This window comes from Nonomuraea deserti, from assembly GCF_004348685.1.
In the GTDB taxonomy this organism is placed as follows: domain Bacteria; phylum Actinomycetota; class Actinomycetes; order Streptosporangiales; family Streptosporangiaceae; genus Nonomuraea; species Nonomuraea deserti.
Map to the genome: position 1 here is coordinate 1 of NZ_SMKO01000091.1, position 20,853 is coordinate 20,853.

Consider the following 20,853-nt stretch of genomic DNA (forward strand, 5'->3'; position numbering starts at 1 on the left):
TCGGCGCCGTGCTGGCTGAACAGACCGACGAATGGGTCGAAGCCCGCCGCTATATGGGCCTGGACATCCTGGCCAAAGCCCGCGTCCGGCTCATCGCCGGCGACACACCGTCCCCGAATCCGATCCCGCAGACACTTACCGCTTAACCTGCAGAAACAGGATCACGCGAAGATCGATTCATACACCACGCCCGTGGACGTGACCGGGCAGCGAGAGCCGCCCGGAACGCGAGGATGGATAACCACGATGGCGAAAGACCCTGATAAGGCGGTGAGCAAGGACCTCAAAAGTCGCCAAGGGCAGATTTCCCGGTAGCACGACCGCGGTCATGGCCAAGCGCCTGTCCGGAGGTGTGAGAGGAGGGTGAGGTCATCTCGCCCTCCTCCTCGATCGGGCTAGAAGTCGAATTCGCCGGCTTTGGCGCCGGCCACGAAGGCGCGCAAGACACTCCCGCGCACGATCCACGGCTGCACGCCGTCGGGCTGTTCGGTGTCTCGGATGCCGAAGCGGTCGCCGCTCAATTGGGCCACCTCGATGCAGTCGCCTCCGTTGGCGCCGCTGAAGGAGGACTTACGCCACTGCGCCGTCTCCAGCTCGGCAGCGAGCTTGTCAGTCACGTCCATACATCACCATCTTCTCGCGTATCGCGTCTGCGGTCTCGTTGACCGGTCGGGCATATGACCGGATGGCGTCGAATCTGACACTAACGGTGCGCACGCGGTCCACGCGATCTGTTACCTCGCCGTCCGCGGCTGAGTCCAAGTACACGGCGTCTGGTCCCTGGAGGAGTTGGGCGATGACGAATCCGCCCAACAGGCCGATCGTGGGTACGGCGGCCATCGGAACGATCTGCAGGGTGATGCAGGGGTGAGCCAGCAGTTTGAGGAGGTGGTCGAGCTGCTGTCGCATCACCTCGGCTCCTCCGATGGGGCGCAGGAGGACTCCTTCGTCGATGACCGCCGCGTACATGGGTGGCTCGGGACGGTCGAACACCACCTGCCTGGCGAGGCGCGCCTCAGCTTCTTCGTCGACGCGTTCGTTGCTGATGCCTGGCTGCCCGCTCAGGATCGCGCGAGCATAGTTGCGCGTCTGAAGCAGTCCAGGAACCACGAGGGGTTGCCACGTGCGCAGGGTATGAGCATCGGCCTCGATCTTTGGCCACTGACGGAACCAGGTCGGTCCTGACTTGATTACGAGGGGCAAGAGGCGGAGCAGGTCTCCCTTGAGGCCGAGAAGGCTCTCTACCTGCTCGGTGAAGTCGCGCTGCGGTGTGCGCTTGGCGTTCTCGATCTGGCTGACCAGGCTCTTGCTGACATGGGCGTAGTCCGCGATCTCTTCTTGCGTTACGCCTCTTTCGTCCCGCAGCCTCCTCAGCTCGGCCCCGAAGAGAGCGAGAGGACTGGCTCCTGGGTCGAGTTCGCTTGCGGCCATGGACGCATCACCCTCATGTTCACAAGTACACACACATCCGTGAACCCGATGTGTGTAGCAACTGTGTCGCCTGTTGACTACTCAAAGTAACCGGCGGGGGCCAGTCTGGGGAGTGTCTTCAACGAACTAGGCGAACTCGGGTTCACAAGAAGAGTCGATCTTGTGGACCTCGAGGCCAAGCCCTCCAGATGGTCGGTGATATCCATGCCAACGGAAACCGCACCCGTGCCGGTGCAGGAATCTCGCCCGCCGACAGCGATGATGCTGATTTCGCAGATCACCCTGCCTCGTAACGCGAGGGCACCTCGCCACGGGCGACATGTCCTCACCCAGTGGATTGGCAAGGACGATCTGTTGCTCCCTTCGCTCCTCCAGGTGGCCAGCGAGCTGCTCACCAACGCCGTCATCCACCCGGCACACGGCCTGGGTCGTGAGTCGGTAGTGCTACGCGTAAGCCGCGGCCGCCGCTTCCTCCTGCTGGAGGTCATCGATCCCGGCACCCTGGACATGTCCCCCTTGCCGCAGCCGCATTCGCCGGCCTTCGCCTCGGAGACAGGTCGCGGTCTGGGCATCGTGGCGGGGTACGCCACTGCCTGGGGCACCTACACCTGCGATGCCGGACGCCGCAATGTGTGGGCTGTACTGGGGGAAGATGCGTCTGCGGCAGGCGACGCGAGAGTCGATGGTCCCGTTGAGCCTTCCCAGCTCCCAACGGCGGGTATCGCCGTCGGCGGGTGGGGGACTGCAGGTTGCCAGGCCCTTCACGGTCTGGCAGACCAGCCTCACAGGTCTGTCGGCAGGGACATCGCTCATGGTCAATGACCACGGCAAGAGGATCAATAGCCCGCATACCCACGGGCTCGGAGGGGCCCCCGTAAGTCGACGGCACCGTCCTGGCGTACGCATCGATCAGCGAAGTGGGGGACGCGGCTGCGGTGCGGGACATGAGCAACCTCACCGCGGGCACGCCACTCGTGCCGTGAAATGCGCCGCGCAAGCTGGGCGCGGCGATCTAGGGCACAACGAACCCTCGGACCGGAGATGTGCCCCCTTCGGCCCCGGACCCGTGGCAGGCGCGGCAGTGATATGGCCCACATGCCCGCAAGTGCCGCCGCCGCACTCCTCCATGATGCGGTCGGTCCTTCATCTGTTGGGAGCACACCCCGCACACGCTGGTAACGCGACATGAGCGCCGGACGAGCGTACTGCCGCGAGTGCGGCCGGGCCGTGATCAAGGTGTACCTGTTCGATCGCGCTGGCCTCCACATCGATCTCGATCCCGAGGCGGTCGTTGGTGGCGACTACACGTTTTGGAATCCCACCTATGCGTGTGACGTGCAGATCTGGCGTGCTGCCTACCGGCCGGTCGAAGTGGAGCAGCCTCTCAATATTTCACATGAGGACTTCAAGGTGTGGGATGGCCGGGAAGGGGCAAACAGCCGCCGGTGGCATGTAGAGCACGTGTGCGGGCTGACGGCCGCGCAGATCGTGGCAGGGCGACGCCGAAGAAGGAGCGCATAGACCGCCCGGCCGCTCGCAAGATTGCGGACTGGCCACGCTTACCCAAGGCCGGATCGTGAGATCCAGGTGGAGGGGCGGCAGGAGCCGTACTTACGACCTTCGCAGAGTTTGAAGGCGGTGATGCGGCTGAAGAAGGTGGAGTCGGTTTTACAGCCCCAGCGGGCGCCGTTGGAGTCGACGATGGTCCATGTCTGCAGGTAGGAGGTGGCGTATTCGACCCGGACGGCACGGCCGTCGTTGCTTAGGTCGCAGACGGTGATGTGGTGGCGGTCGGCCGAGACGCTGACCGATCCCCAGCCGGCGTCATCATGCCAGCCGTCCGAGGTCTGGGCCTTGGCCGGCGAGGGAGCCAGCAGGACGGCGAGAGCGGCGGCTGACAGGGCAACGCGACGGAGCATGGGCTATCCGTTGCCGGGTGAGGAGATCAGAACGGAGCCACTGTGAACCTCCTGCGTGTCTGGGGTCCGCAGCCCAGCATCCCTGGCGACATGGCTTGATCAACATTTGGGCGGTGCTTCACAAGGCCATCGATCCAGCGTCATTGCGAGCCGCTCCGGGCTGGGAGAGCTGCCGTTGCTCAGGTCAACCGATCCTGGCGGTGGCGTCCATTCACTTGAGGTGGCGCTCTACGCATGTGCGCCTGCCGCTTGACGCCGAAGGCGCCCGCGTGGTCGACGACGAACTGAAACGCTGAGCAGTTGGTCTCGCCGGCTAAATATTTGGCCGCCAGGCGCAGGATGTCACGTCCCAGCTCCAGTTCTTCGAACTGGTCGAAGCATGTATGGATTTGGGCGCGGGGACTGCCGATCCATGCCACCGCGCGCGAAGATCTGCTGATCTTCCGCAAGCCGCCGATGTCCCACTCCTCGCCGCTTATCTGCCCGACGGTTGGACCAGCGCTGAGCTGCCGTGACACGTGAGCGCACCAAATCGCTGGACTTGACGACGCGTCCAGAGGTGAGGGTCCATAGCCCGTGCCTCAGCCGTCCGGCGATCACTACCACGCGGGTGATCACGGGGCCATATGTCCGTCAGGACACCCGACGGGTCGAGGCCAGAGTAGATCACTGGAGAGGAAAGACGCGTACCTTGGAGAACCTTGCCCATTCCCGCGCCGTCATGGAGACGACCGACTGGCTCAACGGCCGGACTGACGATTACTGGGCCAGCCACATCCGCAGAACCGGCGGGCCCCGTCGACGCATCCACCTACGTGGCAGTGTGAACCGCCCCAATCGCACCCCAAGCGGGCTCCTGCACTACGACAACACCACCCATGAGCCGGACAGCGCACACGGCGTCCACCGCAAGATCCGACGTGCCCGTACGCTATCCGGCCCCGTAGACGGCGGTTGCACCGGTATCTGCGATCCAAACGCCGGAGTTGGTCGATGACCAGGCATGACGAGTTGCTGACCGTTCCTCAGGTCCTCAAAGAGCTGGGCGGCGTGTCCCGCCGCACGTTCTACCGCTGGCGTCAGCTTGGCCGGGCACCGGTCTGCGTCCAACTGCCCAACCTCGAACTCCGCGTCTGGCGGAGCGATCTCATGGCCTGGCTCGACACACGGCGGGAGTCGAGGTGAGCACCACGTACGACGTGAAACTGGGCTGCGTTCAGCAGCGCTCCAATAGAACTGCACCCACCTACATCGCTCGCTGGCGAGTGGCCGGCAAGGAGAGGTCGAAGAGCTTCCGGACCAAGGGCCTGGCCAACGCCTTCATATCCGACTTGCGGCAGGCGACCAAGGTGGGGGAGGAGTTCGACCTCGCCACTGGTCTCCCGGTGTCAAAGCGCGCGCGGCAATCCTCCGGACCGTCCCTCCTACAGTTCGCTCAGGCGTACCTCCTTCGGCGCTGGAACTCGACAGCTCCTCGAACCCGAGAGACAGACGCGTACGCACTGCTGTCTCTCGTCCCTGCGCTGGTCATCGACGCACCGCACCGTCCCACCACCGGGGAACTCAGGGAGGTTCTCCGGATCCACGCGCTCCTCCCGGAGAAGCGACGGGCCGACCTGACACCGGCACAAGCCGTGGCCTTGAGCTGGTTGGAGAGGACCTCTCTACCGCTGACGGCCTTGGAAGAAGCACCGGTCCTTCGCCAAGCCCTCGACGCCATCTCGATCACCTTCTCCGGTACACCGGCGGCAGCCAACACGGTACGGCGCAAGCGCGCCATCCTGCATCACCTGCTGGAGCACGCAGTCGAGGAGCGACTGTTCAACAGCAACCCGCTGGACAAGATCAAAAGGAGAGTACCCAAGCCTGTAGCACTCGTTGATCCCCGCACGGTGGTCAACCCCGCCCAAGCACGGGCAACTCCTCGACGCAGTGCCCAAGGTAGGCCGCAAGCGCGGCCCTCGGCTCAAGACCCTGTTCGCATGCGTCTACTACGCCGCGCTTCGGCCGGAGGAAGCGGCGGACCTGCGGCTGGCCAACTGCACGTTGCCGGACGCGGGCTGGGGCCTGATCGTCCTGGAAAAGGCGCGGCCCCAGGGAACGAAGCGCTGGACCAACTCCGGCGAGACCCACGAGTCGCGCAACCTGAAGCACCGCGCGGACAAGGAAACACGAGAGATCCCCATCCCGCCCGTCCTGGTCACCATGCTTCGCGAGCACATCACCGAATACGGCACCGCCGCGGACGGCAGAGTTTTCCACACGGGCACCGGTGGCACCTACTCCAGTTCGGCGCATTCCTACGTCTGGCAGGAAGCTCGCAAACTCGCGCTCACCCCGGCGCAGTTCGCCTCTTCCTTGGCTGCTCGACCGTACGATCTGCGGCACGCGGCAGTTTCCCTTTGGTTGAACGCGGGCGTCCCGGCCGTCGAAGTCGCCAAGCGCGCCGGCCATAGCGTGGATGTCCTGCTGCGGGTTTACGCGAAATGCGTGGACGGTCAGCAAGAGCACATCAATGGAAAGATCAACGAGGCTCTGAACGAATAGCCTGGATGTATCTGCTTTCGGCCCCGGCTCGACCGGGGCCTTTTCACTTCCTGCCCCGCGTCATGTCGGTGTTCCCGCCACGGGACGCCGCGCTCGGTATGCCTGAATGATTCGCCCTGTCGGCTCCCTGCACAGTCGCCACACGGCATCCGCCCGCTCGATGCCTCCGTGACACCATGGCCGGGCAACCCTTAGAGGCCAAAAAGCCTGCTCGATCACCGGCGTAAATGGATATCAGGGCGGACTGGCAGGAATTCGATACCGTCGCTTGATGAGCCGCTCCATGCGCCTGGTTGCTATGAGGTGGAGGTTAGATACCTCCGTCCGAGAGTCGGTGGAAGTGGCCAAGCTGGTTGTCGCCCTGCTGATGAGGCAGTCGGTAGTCTCGGCCTTCGATCGACTGTGTACGCGTGAGCCCATCACTGGCGTCGGCCGGAAGCCCGCGTCGATGCTCTGTCCGTGTCGAGAACGATGGGCCTGAGCTGACGAATGAACTCGGCGGCGTCCTTCTGCGGATCCCTGTTCGAAGGGGTCTCGGCGAGCGTCACGGTGAGCATGCTGCTGCCGTCCCGCGCCCATGCCCAGCCGGCGCTCTCGTATTTCACCCCGGACTCCACGAGGGTGAAGGTGAATCCGGGCCCGGCGTCGGCGGGCAGGTCGACTCCATCACTGGATGCTTTGATTCGCTCAATATTGCTTAGCGGGAGTGGTGACGTATCTATCTCGATTCTGAGGCGATAGCCGCTTTTGTTGCGGGGTTTGGTGTAGATGTAACAGGAATCGAGGTACTTGCCATCGTCGGACATGTACTTCTCGACAGTGAAATCGCCGAGGCCGGTGGCGCGCTCGATGGACTGCTTCGAGATCAAGCCACATTCCTTGGGCGCAGTGGTGACATCGCCGAGCGGCCGCGTGTCGGGTGCGGGTGAGGGAGGCGATGATGGAGAGGCCGAGCAGGCAGTCAGCAGGCCTGCCGCAAGAAGTAATGCCGTGGGCGGTAACAGGCTTCTCGTGCTGAAGGAGGTTTGGCTCATGGGGGCCTCTGTCGTGGATCAAGAGTCTCGGGTTATGGCGGAATTTGCGCCATAGAAGACACGTTTCGTATCATCGTTCAGATAGAGCCATTCACGGTAGGCCCTTCTTTGGTCTGCGCTCATCTCATCCTTTGACATGATCTCCCCATTTACCAGGAAGTCGCCGGGAGAGCCCTTCGGGAACTGCTTGGAAGCGTATGGATGAGTTGGTGCTGGTACCGATCCGTCACCGAAAAGTCCGTGCCGCATCATGGCTGCCGCGGTGGCATCCCGGAACATGACCTTGGCGTCCTCGATCGCGTTCCCGGCCGCTACTTTTGCCTTGTCCTCTGAGTTGGAGGTGAATTTTCCGTAGATGTGATCCTTCGCTTCGTCCACCAGCAGGCCGACGAACTTGCCCTGCGGTCCCGGAGCCAGGTCGATGATCTTTGTCACCATGTTCTTGAACGCCGCGTATCGCTCGTCGTTCTTCTTGGCCTCCTCGATCTTGGCGATGTTCGCGGCATCCGTGATCGCGTACGTCGTCTCGCTGAGGTCGTTCACCGCGCCCTGGAACTCGAAAGCCCCGCCGCCGCCTCCCATCTTCTTCTCGAGGATGTCCTGCCGCTTCTCGTCGATCTGCTTCTTGGTCGCGTCGGGATGCGACTTGTGCCATGTCGCGAACTCGGCTCTGACCTCCCCGGCCAGCCCGGACGCCGTCTCGTCCAGGACCTTCACCGAGTACTGCGCGTGAGCCGCAGCCACGGTCATGAACGCGTCGTTGTCCTTGAACGCCCACGTCATGGCCTTCTTCAGTTCGTCCTTGTTGAAGACGGCGCCATAGGGCTGTACACCGGACAGGGACTTGTCGGGATCGTAGGCGGCGTCCACGCCTATTTCCGTGGTCGCCGGCGCCTGGTAGGCCCGGTGAACGTCACTGATGTAGTTGGCGTGGATGGAGGCGGCCCAGATCCGGGTGTTCGGCAGGTTCTGCTGCACCTTCTCCTCGGCCCAGTAATGGCTCGCCCACGAGGCGATGAGCGCGGCCTTGTATCCGCTCGACTGCTCCCGCGGCATGCCGTGGTCCCGGAACTTCGTTGACGCCTCGTAAATAGCCGCGCCGAGCAGGTTGTCGCTCTCCGGCCCCCACCGCCGCTCGCGCATCAGGTACGCCAGCGGCCTCCGCTTGGGATCGGTGAAGAAATCCTGGGCCACCTTCGGATGATGGATCAGAGCGCTCAGCACCGTGCTCATGGGGCTCACGTCGGGGGCGGGCCGAACCTGGTCCTGGCCGGGAAGCGGCAACTCCGGCTCTCTTGCCCGCGCCTGCGGGTGAGCCACGTCGAAGTCGTAGACCCGCTTCACCACATCGAGCATGAACGCGTGGTCGAACTTCCCCTTGCCGAGGAGCTTGCCGATGGCGAAGGCGCTCTGCGGGTCGTCCAGGTCCTTGAGCAGTGCATCGGCGTATTTGTCGGGCAGCTTCCCGGCCCGAGAAGCCGTACCCAGGATGGTGCTGAACAGGTCGGCGAGCTTCTTCTCCGTGCCCAGGTCCTTGTCATCCGGCTGGCCGGCGGGAGGAAGGTCTGTTCTGAACAGGCGGGAGATCAATCGCTTGAGCTCATCAGGCGGGATCTCCTTGGCGAACGCGGCCGCGAAGAGAGGATCGTTCTTGTGTTTCTCGAGCGCGGCGATCGTCTGGGCGTCGAAACTCCCGGATTTGGCCTGCGCACGGACTTTCGCCGCCACCGCCTGGGCGGCGGCAGCGCCTTCCGTGGTGCTGGACTGCCAGTCCGCGCCGTCCGCCCAGATGATGCCGTCGCGGCTGAGCTCGGCGTCGGGGGTGGCGAGGATCAGGTCCAGGCGACCTTGAAGGTCCGGCGGCTTCGCGCTCATTTGGTCGGCGACCCTGCGCAGCGCGGGCGAGGTCCAGAACTCGACGCCGAGACGGCCGAGCGCGCTTTCGACCTGGCGGCTGGACTCCCGGAACTCAGGGCCCGTGCGCTTGAGCATGGCTATGACCTTGGTCATGAGTTCAGGGTTGATGCCCACGCGAGGACTCATGGAGACACCTCGGACGCGGCGAGGTTGTGGAGGGTGTCCAGGGCCGCCCGGAAGTAGTTCTTGGTGTCGCGCTCCCACTGGCGGATATCAGCGGAGAGTTTGTCTCCCTCCGGCCCTTTCAGCGCGCCACCCTCGGCGAGGCGGATGAGCTCGCGTAAATCCGCCTCGCACTGATCGGAAAGACGCTCGATCTGTCGTCGAGCGGTCTCTACCTCATCTTTCGTCGGCATGACGGCCTGACCCGGGAAAGACGACTGGACGCTTGAATGGTAACCATGGACGGCACATCTTGGACGAGTCCGACCAAGTGGATATCGCTCGAACCTGGAAGCTCTGGTCGTACGTACAACGTGGGAAGTGGCTACGGCATGGGCAAGCCGCCGATAGAGCGCCTGCCGAAACTCCATCCGTGCAGTTCAGGCAGTGTGCGAGTATTCGTAAAGGACCCCGCCGGATCGGTCTCGTCGGCGTGGGTTCATGTCGCGATTCGCGCCGGATCCGTGACGGGATCTGGGGCGGCGCGTAGGGGGGCCGCCCTGATGGGGTTCGATGCCGGTTGTAGAACTCCCCATGCTCGCGCAGGGCTTGCCGCAGGCGGCGTTCGTTCCAGAGCAGGTAGTGGTCCAGGAGCTCGCAGCGGCAGGGCTGCCGCCGCTGCTCCGTGGTCGCGTTTATGTGTGTATGCGAACGGCGGTGAGCCTCGTGTTGAGGCCGGCTTTGACGAGGACCTCGCCTATCAGCGCCGGAAACTTACCCTCCCCCGTCAAGCGAACACTGTTGCCGGGATCGCGGCTAAAGAGGTTGAAAGATCGGGGTCTCACGGCGGAGCCGGGTTGATGATCAGGCCGGTGTGAGTTACGAACGCGTCCAGGAGAGCGGGGCGGTACTGCATCCGCCGAAGGCGTGTGCGGATCAGAACCGCGAGTTCGTCCAGGCTGCAGGCGGCCAGGTTGCCCAGGCTGCGCTTGAGATGGGACCACACGGTCTCGACGGGGTTGAGCTCGGGAGCATACGAGGGCAGGTAGAACACCGTCAGCCAGGGCCGGGTGGCAATCAGGCTCTTCATCAGGGCGTCCTTGTGGTGGGTGAGGTTGTCCCACACCAGTACGATCGGGCCGCCCAGCTGCTGGTGCACGGCGTCTAACAGGCGGGCGTAGTCGACCTCGCGGAACCCTTTCCGCTCGTTCTTGCGCCCCCGGTACAGCAGCATGCGGAAGATCAGGCGGGTTCGTTGCCCGGGTTTGAGGCACACCAGCCCGGCCAAGGAGACTCGGCCCGAGCCCTTGCCCGAGACGGTGACGGTCGGGGTGCGGCCGCGGCGGGACCAGGTACGGGCCTTGGGCGGCCTCAGTGATTGGCCTGCTTCGTCTTCGAAGCAGATCCACGCGTCCTGGTCCCGCGCCGTTGTTCCACCAGCGGCCAGGTCTCCTTGATCCAGGTGGCGATGGCGTCGTCGTCGCGTTCGGCGGCGCGCCGCTGCGGGACCTGCGGGCTCCAGCCCAGCCGGTGCAGCAGATAGGAGACGCCCCGCAGCGTGTAGGACTGTCCGAACAACTCCTTGATGAGCACCGCCACCCGCGCCAACGTCCAGCGCTGGTCCTCGGTCCAGCCATGCGCGGCCGGCCCGGCGTCCAACTCCTGTTGGAGCCGATCCAGCTGCCGCTCGTCCAGCCGGCAATCCGACCCGCTGGGCCCTTTCGACAGCAGCGCCTGTTCCCCGCCTGTCTCCCACGCCCGGCGCCAGGTGTAGACCGACTTGCGCGAGACGCGCAGCCGCCTGGCAACCTGCGCCGCGCTCACACCAGCAGCGAATAACCCCGCGGCCTGCAAGCGGACCCGTTCCCGCTTGGCACGCGCCTCCGGGGTCAGACCACCACCATCCGGATATCGCATCCCACCGGCATACTCACCAGCCCGGTCGTGGTCACGCAACCACGCCGCGAGACCTCAACCTTTCAACCTCTGTAGCACGGCGTGGTGGTCATCCGTCGCCCCGCGTGGAAAGGCCTGTACACGGAGACGAAGCCGGAGGACGATCTGCAACCGGGCACTGATTCGCTGATGCCGTGGATCGCTCCTCGGGAGCCGAATGGACATCGGCGATCCGCCCACGTCGTAGTAGCGGTGCCGGGATCACGCCGAGGCCCCGGTGACGTAGAGCCTGCGCTCGGCGCGGCTGGCCACGACGTTCACCAGATGGGGACAGGCGGTGGGCCACCGTCTGGTGCCCGGTCGTTATGGATCGCCGCCCGTTCCGAGGATGACGGCGTTGGCCCGCCTGCCCTGGCGGTGTGCATGGTGCCGTAGCGCAGCCTCTGAAAAGGACGCATGATTTTGGCCAGCGTTCTTTGACCACGTCACGGACCAGGCGATCATCAAGATGTTGGCGACGTCGACCTCGCCCTGAACAACCAGGTATCGAAGGACTCGCTGCAGGACCTTACACCCGCTACCCCCAACTGTTCGCGCATTGGCACTGGACCTGCGGCTTCTGGGACCAGCGGTGATAAGAGCCGGGGACGGGAGACTGTCACGCCCGGATCTGTGAGTACTGGGAGGTGAAATTCCTCCCGGCAACCCGACTTCTGTCCTATTTTTCGCCCATTTGGGGCTTTTGGGGTTTTCGGTCAATCTGAGTCTATTTCCAATCAGATGGGACAGATCTTGCTGTGTGCGGAAGTTTGGTCGAAATGATCGAGAACGCTCAACTCCAGGCGAGGGCTAATTCAGCATGCGAAGCGGTTTCCAGCCTCTACGAGGTGGGAAACCGGGGTTTTGTCTGATCTGAGGTGTGGCGCTCCAGTCCACCCGAGCGTAATGTGCAACCTTATGGCGCCAGCTGTGCAGGAAGCACCTCATACGCTGCATTCCTGCTGTCAATGGCCTCGACATAACTGTCGTCGTTCCAGCCATCGTGTGTCCTGGTTTTCGGTCCTCCGATCGTGCCGTGCTTCGTTGACCAGAGTGACGCCCCGCGGTCTGCGGCCGAAGTCGTCACAAGCTGTGAACGTCGGGCTTATCGTAAGTTGTGAAATACGAACGGGTAGGGGCGACACGGGTGACGAACACGGACGGAAAAGCAGATAGGACGCTCCCCGCAGCAGCGCGTCGACTCGTTGACCTTGTTGCCGAGCACCCCAACGGCGTGACGTTATCTGAGCTGACAATGGCTGCGAAGAGACGATTTACTGGGCTGCATCCGCGACGCGTTGCCGACCTCGTCTCGCGTGCCCTCGCGGCCGGAGCCTTGTTCGAGTCTGCCGGTCGGCTGACGATACCCGGCAGCCGTAAGGACACGCTCGAACCCACCCGGGAGGCCGCGCCGACGTCCAGTCGACCTTTGCGGGCGGTTGCCCTCGATCTGGAGGCGGTCGTCCGGACGACGGCCAGTGAGCCGTTCCTCGACAGGCGAATCTTCCAAATAGGAGCGGTACGTTTCGGCACAGACGCCGCATGGATCGCTGAGGAACCGCGGCGCGAATGGTTTACCAAGTTGCCCGATGAAACATGGGAGATCCGTTCAGCGTCCCTGCGTGAACGTCACGCGGCTGCGGCCGTCGCGCAGGCGAAAGCGCTCTTGGAGCTGCACACGTTCACCCAGAACGCCGATGTGATCGTTACCTATAACGGCACCGAGGCTGACTTCCCGCTGCTGGCGGCGGCATATGAGCGGGAGGGCATGCCAATGCTGGCGCCCCCTCAGGTTGACGCGTACTACCTGACTCTCGCCCTCTGGCCGACGGCTGCCGGCCACCGCCTCGCCGAGCTCGCCGATACCCTCGGTGTGGATCGTTCCCAACTGGGCTGGCACGACGCGGGAGACGACGCCGAGCTGCTGGTGCGGTTGCTGACGCGGGCTGGCGAACAGGTCGCCGCCTGGCCCGCCGGCCTCACCGACGTGATCGCATCGGTGTGCCCCGACTCGGCGGCGTGGACGCTGGTGCGACACCTCGCCGCGGCGACGGGCGGGGCTGCACCCGGGCAGCTGAGCGGCGAGGCCCGCGCGCATAGCGTCGCCGATGTGGCCGCAGTCCTCGGCGCACTGTTGGGCGTGCACCGGCCCCGCCGAACACCGGCGGGCACACTGCCGACTGCCGCGGCTGGCCGTGGCCCGCTCGCGGTCGACGTGTCACTGCGCGGTGCCAACGGGCGTGTTGATCCGGTGCTGCTGGCGTCCGTCTCACACGGTGCGGACGCTAAACGTCGGCCTGCGCAAGAGCGGATGACGATGGCGCTGCACGGCTGGGCGGACGTGGGGATACCTGCGCTGGTGGAGGCGCCAACCGGCACGGGCAAGAGCTTCGCTATCTTGGCCGCGGCGCTGGACTGGCTGGCCGGAGGGCCGCAGCGGACGGCAATCGTCACGACGTTCACCAAGCAGCTCCAGGCGCAGCTGGCTGCGGACGTGGCACGGCTCGACGGGATCGTGCCCGGCTTGCTCGAGATCAGTGATGTGGTCAAGGGGCAGAGCAACCGGTTGTCGCTGCGTGCGCTCAACGTGGTGCTGTCGGACGCGACGACGCTCGACACTGGCGGCCCGGCACGGCCAGGGGCACGCAACCGGTTCCTGATGCGACCGGCGTTCCGAGAGCTCGTCGTCTACTTGACCTTGCGTTTGCTGGCGTCCACGGACGTGCTCAGCTCGTGGTCAGCGCACTCGGTCGACCCGACCGACGTGCCCGTGTTCTTCGCCCGGTACGCCGGCCCCTCGCTGCCTGTGTGGCTGGATTCGCTGAGCCAGGCCAGTAACGGGGAGTACCCGGCGGGGGCAGGTACACCTATGGCCGAGCACACCGACGTGGTCCGGGAAGCTCTCTCGGCGCACCGGCTCCTGCTGGCTAACCACGCGCTGCTGCTTGCCCACCTCGACGATCTCAGCACGCTCGGTCCCGAAACGCTGCTCATCGTCGACGAGGCGCACCAGCTCGAAGATGCGGCGACCTCGGCGCTGACGACGACCGTGGACTACCGCACGGTTGAGGACTTGTACAGCGAGCTGACCGCCTGGGCCAACACCGCCCGCCGAAGCGCGGCACGAGACGCGGTAAGCGAGGCCGTAGGCAACCTCGGGCTGTTGCTCGACCATGAGCAACTGCCGCGCGTGGCCGGGCAGGTGTTCGACGCGCGGGGCACCGGCGCCGGTGTCGTGGTCGGAGCTCGTACCGTCACATTGGCCAGTGCCTACGCCGGCAGCGCAGGCGTGGGGCAGGTCCGTACGCTGACCGCACTGATGCTGCGCTTGGCTGGGCAATGCGAGGCTCTCACCGGGGCTCTTGCCGCGTACTTGGACGTGCACGCTGCGAGCCTGGATTTCTTCGAGACCGAGCGTATTCGGGCCTTACTGACTAGATGCGCGCAGGTCAAGGAGGCCAGCCAGACAATCGTCGCCGATGCCGACGGCATTCTCGGCCCGCCGCCGGCGACCGGCGCCACGGTGGAGAGCGACGAGGAGACCACGGACGACGCATCCGAGGACGAGACCAGCGAGGATATGGACGGCGAGGACGAGCCCGACGACCTGGCCGCTACCGAGCCTATGGGTGACCAGGTAGCCGACGGCGCGGACAGTGAGGAGGTCCGGCTCGGGCCGCTGCCTCCGGGCACGTCAAACCGGGTTGTGTATGCCGAGGAGCTAGAGGCGCTGCGCGCTGGCCTACGCTCCTACCGGTTCCGCGTGGCGACCAGTCCGATCGAGCTGGCCGCCGACGGCGTCTGGCAGCAGTTCCTTGCAACGTTCGCGCGCACCTACTACGTGTCCGCGACGCTGCGGGTGTCGGGACGGTGGCAGTTCATTCGCGATCGCCTCGGCCTGCCGACAGGCATCGCGACATTGCATCTGTCGACACCATTCGACTACAGGCGGCAGGCCGAGCTCGTGTGCTTCTCTGACTTCCCGTCCTGGGCCGAGCAGGCCGAAGGCGCGATGAGGACCGTCGCCCACCAACTCGCCGGCTACGCCCGGGAGATCGTCACGCCAATCGACGTGCCCGACGACGCGCTGCCCGGCATCCGGGGCGGGTATGACGGGGGGGCGCTGGTGCTCACCACCGCCCGCTCGACCGCCGGTGGCATTGCCGACTATCTGGCAACCGAACTGCGTGCCCGCGGCGACGAGACCCCCGTACTGTCCGCGCTCGTTCTTGGCAACCCTCGCGGCGTACGGCAGTTCACCGACACCGAGCACGGCGGCGGCATCCTCGTCGGAACCAAGGGCCTGTGGCAGGGCGTAGACGTCTCCGACGAGCAACGGCTCCGGCTGATATGGATCAACAAACTACCGTTCGCGCCGTTCGCCGCGCCGATCATCGAAGCCCGCCGCGCCGCGATCACGATGCGGGCCGAGGCCGCGCACGCCGACGACCCGGAGGCGGTCGCTACCGAGCACTACTACCTGCCATTGGCGGCGCTGCAGCTCAGGCAGGCCGTCGGGCGGCTCATCCGATCTGAGCGGCATCGCGGGGTCGTCATCATCAGCGACCGCAAGCTCGCTGGGCACACCGCGCTGCGGCGCGCGTACCGGCAGACGTTCCTCGGCTCGCTCGAGGAGGGGCTACTGCGCGACGACCCGGCAACCGGCGAACGCGGCGGTGGCAACGTCGTGCCGATGACCGACGGATGGGCACGCATCTGGAAGTTCTTCGCCAAGCACGGCCTGCTTACCACCGAACGCGCCGCGCAGCTGTCGACGCCGAACGCACTCGAGGAACACGCGCTGCTACCGCAGACCAGACGCATCCGGGAGCTCGCGCTCACCGCCACCCAGGTCGCGCGCCACCGCGCCGACGGCACCCTCGGTGACGAGGTGCTCGCCCGGGCCGCCGTCATCGGCGGGCTGCTGCGCCTGTCCGACGAGCCGGCCACGCTTAAGCCGTCGCAGCAGGCGGTCATTCGTGCGGTCGCCGACGGGGCGAATGTGCTGGGGCTGCTCCCGACCGGTTTCGGCAAGAGCTTCTGCTTCCAGTTGCCGGCGCTGGTGCTGCCCGGCGTCACCCTCGTCGTCTCGCCGCTGGTCGCACTCATGCACGATCAGGCACTTGAGCTTAACCGCAGCATCGGCGGCGCAGTCCGCGCGCTCGTCGCGCCGCTGCGAGAGTCAAGCAGCCGAGCAGGTAAGTCCGAGGTCGCAGATCAACTTCTCGGCCGCGCCGACCACGGAATCCGCATCGTGTACATCTCACCTGAACGACTGTGCCAACGCCGGTTCCGGGAGCTTGTCCGCACCGCGGTGGAGACCGGAACCATCACCCGCATCGCGCTCGACGAGGCGCACACGTTCGTGCAGTGGGACGACTTCCGGCCATCCATGAGCCGGGTGGAGCAGTTCCTAGCTGAACTCCGGCGTGACCACGGCCTGCCGGTGACCGCTCTGACTGCGACGGCGAACCGCACCGTGTACGCCGGGCTGCGCGAAGGTGTCTTCGGCTTGCCCGCCGAGGCACCTGGAGGCCCAGCGGGCGAATCCGCCGAGGCCGTCGCAGGGACGCTGCTGACCGTGCGGGAGAATCCGATTCGCCCCGAACTGGCGATTTTCCGGCGCACGATCAAGGCGGCCGGCCCCTCCATCAGCGCTGGTCTGGCGGAGGAGGTTCTCGAGGCCGTTGCCGACCACGCCATCTTCTACTGCCTGACAGTGAAGGAGGTCGTAGCGCTCCACGCGCATCTCCGCGACTACCTCGGCGAGGGCGGCGTGCGGGTACGAAGGTTCCATGGCCGGCTCACCGAGGCGGAGAAATCGGCGGTCATGACAGAGTTCCGGGAGGCGCCGCGAAAGGGCGAGGAAGGGTTCGCCCCGCTGGTCATCGTCGCCACATCGGCGTTCGGGCTAGGCGTCAACCGGCCCGACGTGCGGACGGTGTTCTGCGTCAGCGCGCCGACGGACCTTGCCGCGCTGTACCAGCAGATTGGCCGGACCGGCCGTGACGCAGCGGGAAAGACTATCGTCGGTGCCGACATGCCCGACACAGCCGGCAGTATGGGGCTCCTGGCCGACACACCTGAAGCCACCGGCGGCGGGCCAAGCAGCGGTGCGCAAGGCGGCGGTGCGGCGCGGTCGGCGAACGCGGGGCTGACGCTGCTGACCGGCCGTGGCCTACGTACCGTCGCGTTCATGACGGGCAGCGACCTGCCGTCAGCACTGCTCGAGCGGATGGGTCGGTCCGTGCTCCAATGCCGGAGGGTGCTGGACCCGGCCGGCGTTGCCGATGCGCTCATAGGTGAAGACCTCGCTGCCGGGCGGCTCACCCCGGACGAAGCGCGCAAGCCTCGCACTGTCGATAGCTATACCGCTGGGGTGGTGCGCGCTTTCACCGCGCTCGCCAACCTTGGCGCGGTTACCGACCTCGGCGACTTCCCGCCGTACTGCGCCGTCAAACCCGGCGAGCTTCTTGGCACGGCCCCATCCTCAGCCGCTGTCGGCCCCAATGGTGCTGAAGCCGACCGCGACGTGGAGGACTGTGTTGTTACGGCGGTGCTTGCGTTGCCGGTCCGCTCCGGCACGGCAGGTGCGCTGCGTCGGAACCACCTCGACGTCGCACGGCTGGATGAGCACCTGGCTGTGGCGGTGGCGCCGTACCGCACCATCGCCGAGGACGCGGCCGGCACCTGGCAGTTGCTGGCGGACCTGCACGACCGCGGACTGCTCGACGTCTCGGCCGCGCCGAGCCGACGTCTGGTCACCGGTATCGCCGTGCACACAACCACGCTGCCGCGTGGGTTCTTGCCGGCCATCTCCGGCAAGGTCGCCCGCGCCGCTCAGGAGATCCGGCTCCTGCGTGATTTCTTTACGGACTCGACCACCTGCGCCAACCGTAAGCTCGCCGACTACTTCGGCATCGCCGACCTGCCCGCCGGCTGCTGTTCCACAGCGGCGAACCGATGCTCGGCATGCTGGAACACGCTGACGTGGCCGGTCGGGGAGAGCAAACCAGCCGTTGCGGTCGCGCTCGAGACACCCCGGCCGCGGCCCGCCGGTGCACGCGTCGACGCCGCGCATCGACGACAGCGGCTCGATGAACAGGTCTTTCGCCTGGTATGGGAAGTCTTTTACGGCGTTCATGCCCGAGACGTAGTACGGGCTCTGCGCGGTGAGGACACGTACTTCTCGCCGCGCACCCGGCGCCGTGTGCGGTTGCGGACCGGGCTGGTCAACAGCCGGTACTTTGGCGCGAACCCGGCCGTGCGGCTGGCCGATGTGGAGAATTCCCTGGCCCGGTTACAGGCTGCGGGGCGGGTCGTGCCCGCCGGCTCACGGTGGCGCGAGGCCGGCCACGTGCGCCGTGAGACCCGGCAACGTGCTCGTACTGCTGCCACCGGTGCAGCAACCGGCCCAGTAACTGCGAGAACCGGAGGTGCGCCATGACCGACCTGGGCGACCGTCGCGTCGAGAACTCAGCGACTCCCCCGCAAACAGCCGCGGCCGGGACGCTGTGGCGCCCGTTCGAAGAAGAGCCGCTTCTGACACCGATGATGGCGCTGGGCTGGGACGCTACGGCGCCCCAAGACCGTGCGCGGTTGGTCCAGTACCTGTCCGCGCTCGTCGCCGCCCGCCGCGCGCCGGTCCACGTCAACGTGGCATTCAACGCGGTGTACTTCGGCTATGACGTGGTCACCGGCGGATACGTCGGCGGCCCTCTGGACCTGTTCGCGTTTCCACAGGTGCGATTCGGAGAGACGACCGAGGCGCTGCCCGTAGGCGCGATGGTCAACATCGCCGCCGGAGATCAGCCGCTGTTCGCCGAGGTCGTCTACAAGGAGGGCGAGCATCCTGCGCTGGAAACCGACGGCGCACTGCCGGGCTGGCTCAGCGGCGCGCCCGCTGGCGCAACCGGGCCCGGTGTCGCCGACGCGCCGCCAGACGGATCGGTGCTGCGCGAACGGCTCGTCATCGACGTAGACGCGTTTGGACAGGGGTTCTCGGCGACGCTGGCACGCCTCGACCGGTTGCGCCACCGCGGCCGATGGCTGGACGCGGACGGGCACATCCTTCTCGACGCGCGGTACGCAACGCGGCACGACGCCGACCTCGACGACACCGAGTTTTACGCGCAGTACCTGCTCACACGAGGACGCGACCAACTACGCAGCGCTGCCGCGCCGCTACCGCTGACGACCGTGCTGTCCGACAACGCCAGCGAGGGCCAGCTCGCCGCCGCGCTGACCGGGATGCTCGCCACCGTCGCCGACGCGCTGGCGAGCCTGCCGGAACTGCGGATGTGGCGCGGGTACGCGTTCACGCGTGCGTCATTGACGGCTCGGCTCGGCGATCCCGGGCCACTTGGCGGAGGCGACCTCGGCAGCCTTGCCGCGCAGCTGGCGCGAAGTGCCGTGCCCTCGCGCCGAAGTAGGTGGGCCCCGAGCCCGACGGTTACGTACACCGCGGTCGGGCCGCGCTTGCGCAGCGTGCGCGACGGCGCCACGCAACTGCTTGACGTCGGGTACGCGCTCGCTGTCTGCCATGCCAACGCTGTCATCAGCGACTACGCCCGTCGGGAAACGGACGAGGCGACGGGGCTGCTGCCCGGGGAGGTGCATTTGCGTCTTGACGACCCTTGGCAGGGCGGCGGCGTGTGGCGTGCCGAGTACCCCGACAGCACATACGTCCACATCGACGTGACTGAGCCGCTGGGCCTTGGGTGGCTGTCGACACTGCCGCCCGTGCTGCCGGACGAGTTGGACGCTGACCTGGCTGACGGTGCGGTTCATACGGCCTCCCGCTCCGCCTCCGAGTCAGTTCTCACGCCAACACCCCCACAGCCGGAGCCGCAGTCAGAGCCTGAGCTAGTACTGGAGATTCCACAGCCTGAACCGAAGGATGCCGGCGGCCTGGGAGAGCTCACTGTCACCGACAGTCAAGTATCGTGGACGCAGGCGCTGAGGCTGACCCACCTGCTTGAAGGCCGGTTGCCGCTGCCCGACTCTATCTGCACCCAGATGCGCGATGCCGGGTTGAGTGACGTGCGGATGCGGTTGATAGTGACCCACGACGGTTATGACCTTGACCCCGCCGAAGCCACCCAAACGGTCAATACGGATCTATTCGCAAACCCGCAGATGATGGGGATCGAGTGGCCGCTCGAGTTCTTCGCTGGCATCGTGCTCACCTGCACCTGGGGACGTGGAGCCAGCACGGTCCGTGCGACGACGACACTGCTCGACTGCCCGGTCATCCTCGATGGGATGGAGATCGAGCATCGCTATGACCCGCGGATACTCACTCGAGACGCCGCCCCCGGACAGCCACGCCGCACCGGAGAACGCGATCGGCGCTCTGGCACCAGTCCGCTGTCGCTGCCGCAACGCGTCCTGCGCGCGGTGCGCTGTCTGGGTCTCCTCGATCCGGACGGACGCGCAGTTCTCGCTCGCGCACATCTGCCAGCCGCCGTGAACATCATCGCCGAGGCCAATGCGGGCGCCGAACTCGACGTCGCAGTTGAGGGGCTGCTCGCAGCCGGCGACCTGCGTAGCGATGTCGGCAGCGTCGACGTGACCGGGCAGCTGTGCTTTCCTCCCATACCCGGCGCGCTGACCGTGCCGCTCGTCATCTACGAGCCTCGTCCGGTCAAAGGCTCTCCTCGCGCAGCAGCACCGCGCCGATCTCCCGCACTCGAAGCACGGTTCGTGCGGACGCACTCGGTTGCTGGGCATCTGCGTCGGATAGGCGACGTCGGCTGGGCGGCTAGCGAAGAGGCTCGGCAGGCGTACCGCGAGGACCGCGTCCGGTTTCGTCTCTTTGGCCCTGCTGAACTGCCCGAGGGCTACACCTATATCCGGCCGCACTCCCGCGGCAGCTCGTGATCGCCAGCGCCATCCTCGTAGTCGGCGCGACTCTCGCAAGCATCTCATTCTGGCTCTCTTCTTGACGGTTTCTTCCGGAGGCTTTC

General features: G+C 65.9%; 14 protein-coding genes and 1 pseudogene. 7 read left to right on the forward strand and 8 right to left on the reverse strand.

Annotated features, from left to right (window positions below):
- Positions 1-146: pseudogene (locus E1292_RS28285) on the forward strand (IS256 family transposase); the annotation flags it as partial.
- Positions 147-395: 249 nt separating this feature from the next.
- On the opposite strand, the gene E1292_RS28290 reads toward E1292_RS28285, so the two are convergent.
- Both E1292_RS28290 and E1292_RS28295 read right to left on the reverse strand, forming a co-directional pair.
- Entirely contained in the window at positions 396-623 is a 228-nt protein-coding gene (locus E1292_RS28290; protein ID WP_132598318.1) for a DUF397 domain-containing protein, read from the reverse strand.
- On the reverse strand, positions 610-1,431 hold the full coding sequence (locus tag E1292_RS28295) for a helix-turn-helix domain-containing protein (protein WP_132598320.1): 822 nt from the start codon (positions 1,429-1,431) through the stop codon (positions 610-612). Before E1292_RS28295 ends, E1292_RS28290 begins: the two co-directional genes overlap by 14 nt.
- Before the next feature lie 162 nt (positions 1,432-1,593).
- Here E1292_RS28295 and E1292_RS28300 point away from each other — a divergent pair, with 162 nt between their 5' ends.
- Complete coding sequence (locus E1292_RS28300; RefSeq protein WP_132598322.1) at positions 1,594-2,253, forward strand: ATP-binding protein; 660 nt, start codon at positions 1,594-1,596, stop codon at positions 2,251-2,253.
- Between the two features lie 405 nt (positions 2,254-2,658).
- The gene (locus E1292_RS28305; protein WP_132598324.1) at positions 2,659-2,952 is read left to right on the forward strand and encodes a hypothetical protein; all 294 of its coding nucleotides are present in this window, start codon (positions 2,659-2,661) and stop codon (positions 2,950-2,952) included.
- A 38-nt stretch (positions 2,953-2,990) separates the two neighbouring features.
- Here the strand turns inward: E1292_RS28305 and E1292_RS28310 are convergent, their stop codons facing one another.
- Together E1292_RS28310 and E1292_RS28315 are read right to left on the reverse strand one after the other, a co-directional pair.
- Entirely contained in the window at positions 2,991-3,350 is a 360-nt protein-coding gene (locus E1292_RS28310) for a hypothetical protein (protein WP_132598326.1), read from the reverse strand.
- 179 nt (positions 3,351-3,529) lie between these two features.
- Positions 3,530-3,868: a hypothetical protein gene (locus E1292_RS28315; protein WP_132598328.1), complete on the reverse strand. Its 339-nt coding sequence runs from the start codon at positions 3,866-3,868 to the stop codon at positions 3,530-3,532.
- A gap of 475 nt (positions 3,869-4,343) precedes the next feature.
- Between E1292_RS28315 and E1292_RS28320 the strand changes: the two genes are divergently transcribed.
- Both E1292_RS28320 and E1292_RS54100 read left to right on the forward strand, forming a co-directional pair.
- Positions 4,344-4,535, forward strand: a complete 192-nt coding sequence (locus E1292_RS28320) for a helix-turn-helix transcriptional regulator (RefSeq protein ID WP_132598330.1) — start codon at positions 4,344-4,346, stop codon at positions 4,533-4,535.
- A 747-nt stretch (positions 4,536-5,282) separates the two neighbouring features.
- The gene (locus E1292_RS54100) at positions 5,283-5,897 is read left to right on the forward strand and encodes a site-specific integrase (protein WP_246090390.1); all 615 of its coding nucleotides are present in this window, start codon (positions 5,283-5,285) and stop codon (positions 5,895-5,897) included.
- A 419-nt stretch (positions 5,898-6,316) separates the two neighbouring features.
- Here E1292_RS54100 and E1292_RS28330 read toward each other — a convergent pair whose 3' ends face one another.
- The 4 genes from E1292_RS28330 to E1292_RS56155 form a co-directional block, all read right to left on the reverse strand.
- Positions 6,317-6,766, reverse strand: a complete 450-nt coding sequence (locus E1292_RS28330) for a hypothetical protein (RefSeq protein WP_132598332.1) — start codon at positions 6,764-6,766, stop codon at positions 6,317-6,319.
- Positions 6,767-6,949: 183 nt separating this feature from the next.
- Complete coding sequence (locus E1292_RS28335; RefSeq protein WP_342775702.1) at positions 6,950-8,974, reverse strand: DUF6571 family protein; 2,025 nt, start codon at positions 8,972-8,974, stop codon at positions 6,950-6,952.
- Complete coding sequence (locus tag E1292_RS28340) at positions 8,971-9,204, reverse strand: hypothetical protein (RefSeq protein ID WP_132598336.1); 234 nt, start codon at positions 9,202-9,204, stop codon at positions 8,971-8,973. The genes E1292_RS28335 and E1292_RS28340 overlap by 4 nt, the downstream gene beginning before the upstream one ends.
- Before the next feature lie 587 nt (positions 9,205-9,791).
- A protein-coding gene (locus E1292_RS56155; RefSeq protein WP_436975840.1) for an IS630 family transposase occupies positions 9,792-10,867 on the reverse strand; the annotation gives its coding sequence in 2 pieces (ribosomal slippage) (positions 9,792-10,366 and positions 10,366-10,867; 1,077 coding nt in all).
- 1,354 nt (positions 10,868-12,221) lie between these two features.
- Here E1292_RS56155 and E1292_RS28355 point away from each other — a divergent pair.
- Together E1292_RS28355 and E1292_RS28360 are read left to right on the forward strand one after the other, a co-directional pair.
- Positions 12,222-18,332 carry a DEAD/DEAH box helicase gene (locus E1292_RS28355; protein ID WP_165974783.1) on the forward strand — a complete coding sequence of 2,037 codons (6,111 nt, stop codon included), beginning with the start codon at positions 12,222-12,224 and terminating at the stop codon, positions 18,330-18,332.
- Complete coding sequence (locus tag E1292_RS28360) at positions 18,329-20,767, forward strand: hypothetical protein (protein ID WP_132598342.1); 2,439 nt, start codon at positions 18,329-18,331, stop codon at positions 20,765-20,767. Before E1292_RS28355 ends, E1292_RS28360 begins: the two co-directional genes overlap by 4 nt.
- The last annotated feature ends 86 nt before the right edge of the window (positions 20,768-20,853 follow it).

Excerpts from the sequence above, each read along its gene's own strand:
- E1292_RS28290 (WP_132598318.1), bottom strand. The coding sequence starts at position 623 with ATGGACGTGACTGACAAGCTCGCTGCCGAGCTGGAGACGGCGCAGTGG.
- E1292_RS28295 (WP_132598320.1), bottom strand. The coding sequence starts at position 1,431 with ATGGCCGCAAGCGAACTCGACCCAGGAGCCAGTCCTCTCGCTCTCTTC.
- E1292_RS28310 (WP_132598326.1), bottom strand. The coding sequence starts at position 3,350 with ATGCTCCGTCGCGTTGCCCTGTCAGCCGCCGCTCTCGCCGTCCTGCTG.
- E1292_RS28320 (WP_132598330.1), top strand. The coding sequence starts at position 4,344 with ATGACCAGGCATGACGAGTTGCTGACCGTTCCTCAGGTCCTCAAAGAG.
- E1292_RS28335 (WP_342775702.1), bottom strand. The coding sequence starts at position 8,974 with ATGAGTCCTCGCGTGGGCATCAACCCTGAACTCATGACCAAGGTCATA.
- E1292_RS28340 (WP_132598336.1), bottom strand. The coding sequence starts at position 9,204 with ATGCCGACGAAAGATGAGGTAGAGACCGCTCGACGACAGATCGAGCGT.
- E1292_RS28360 (WP_132598342.1), top strand. The coding sequence starts at position 18,329 with ATGACCGACCTGGGCGACCGTCGCGTCGAGAACTCAGCGACTCCCCCG.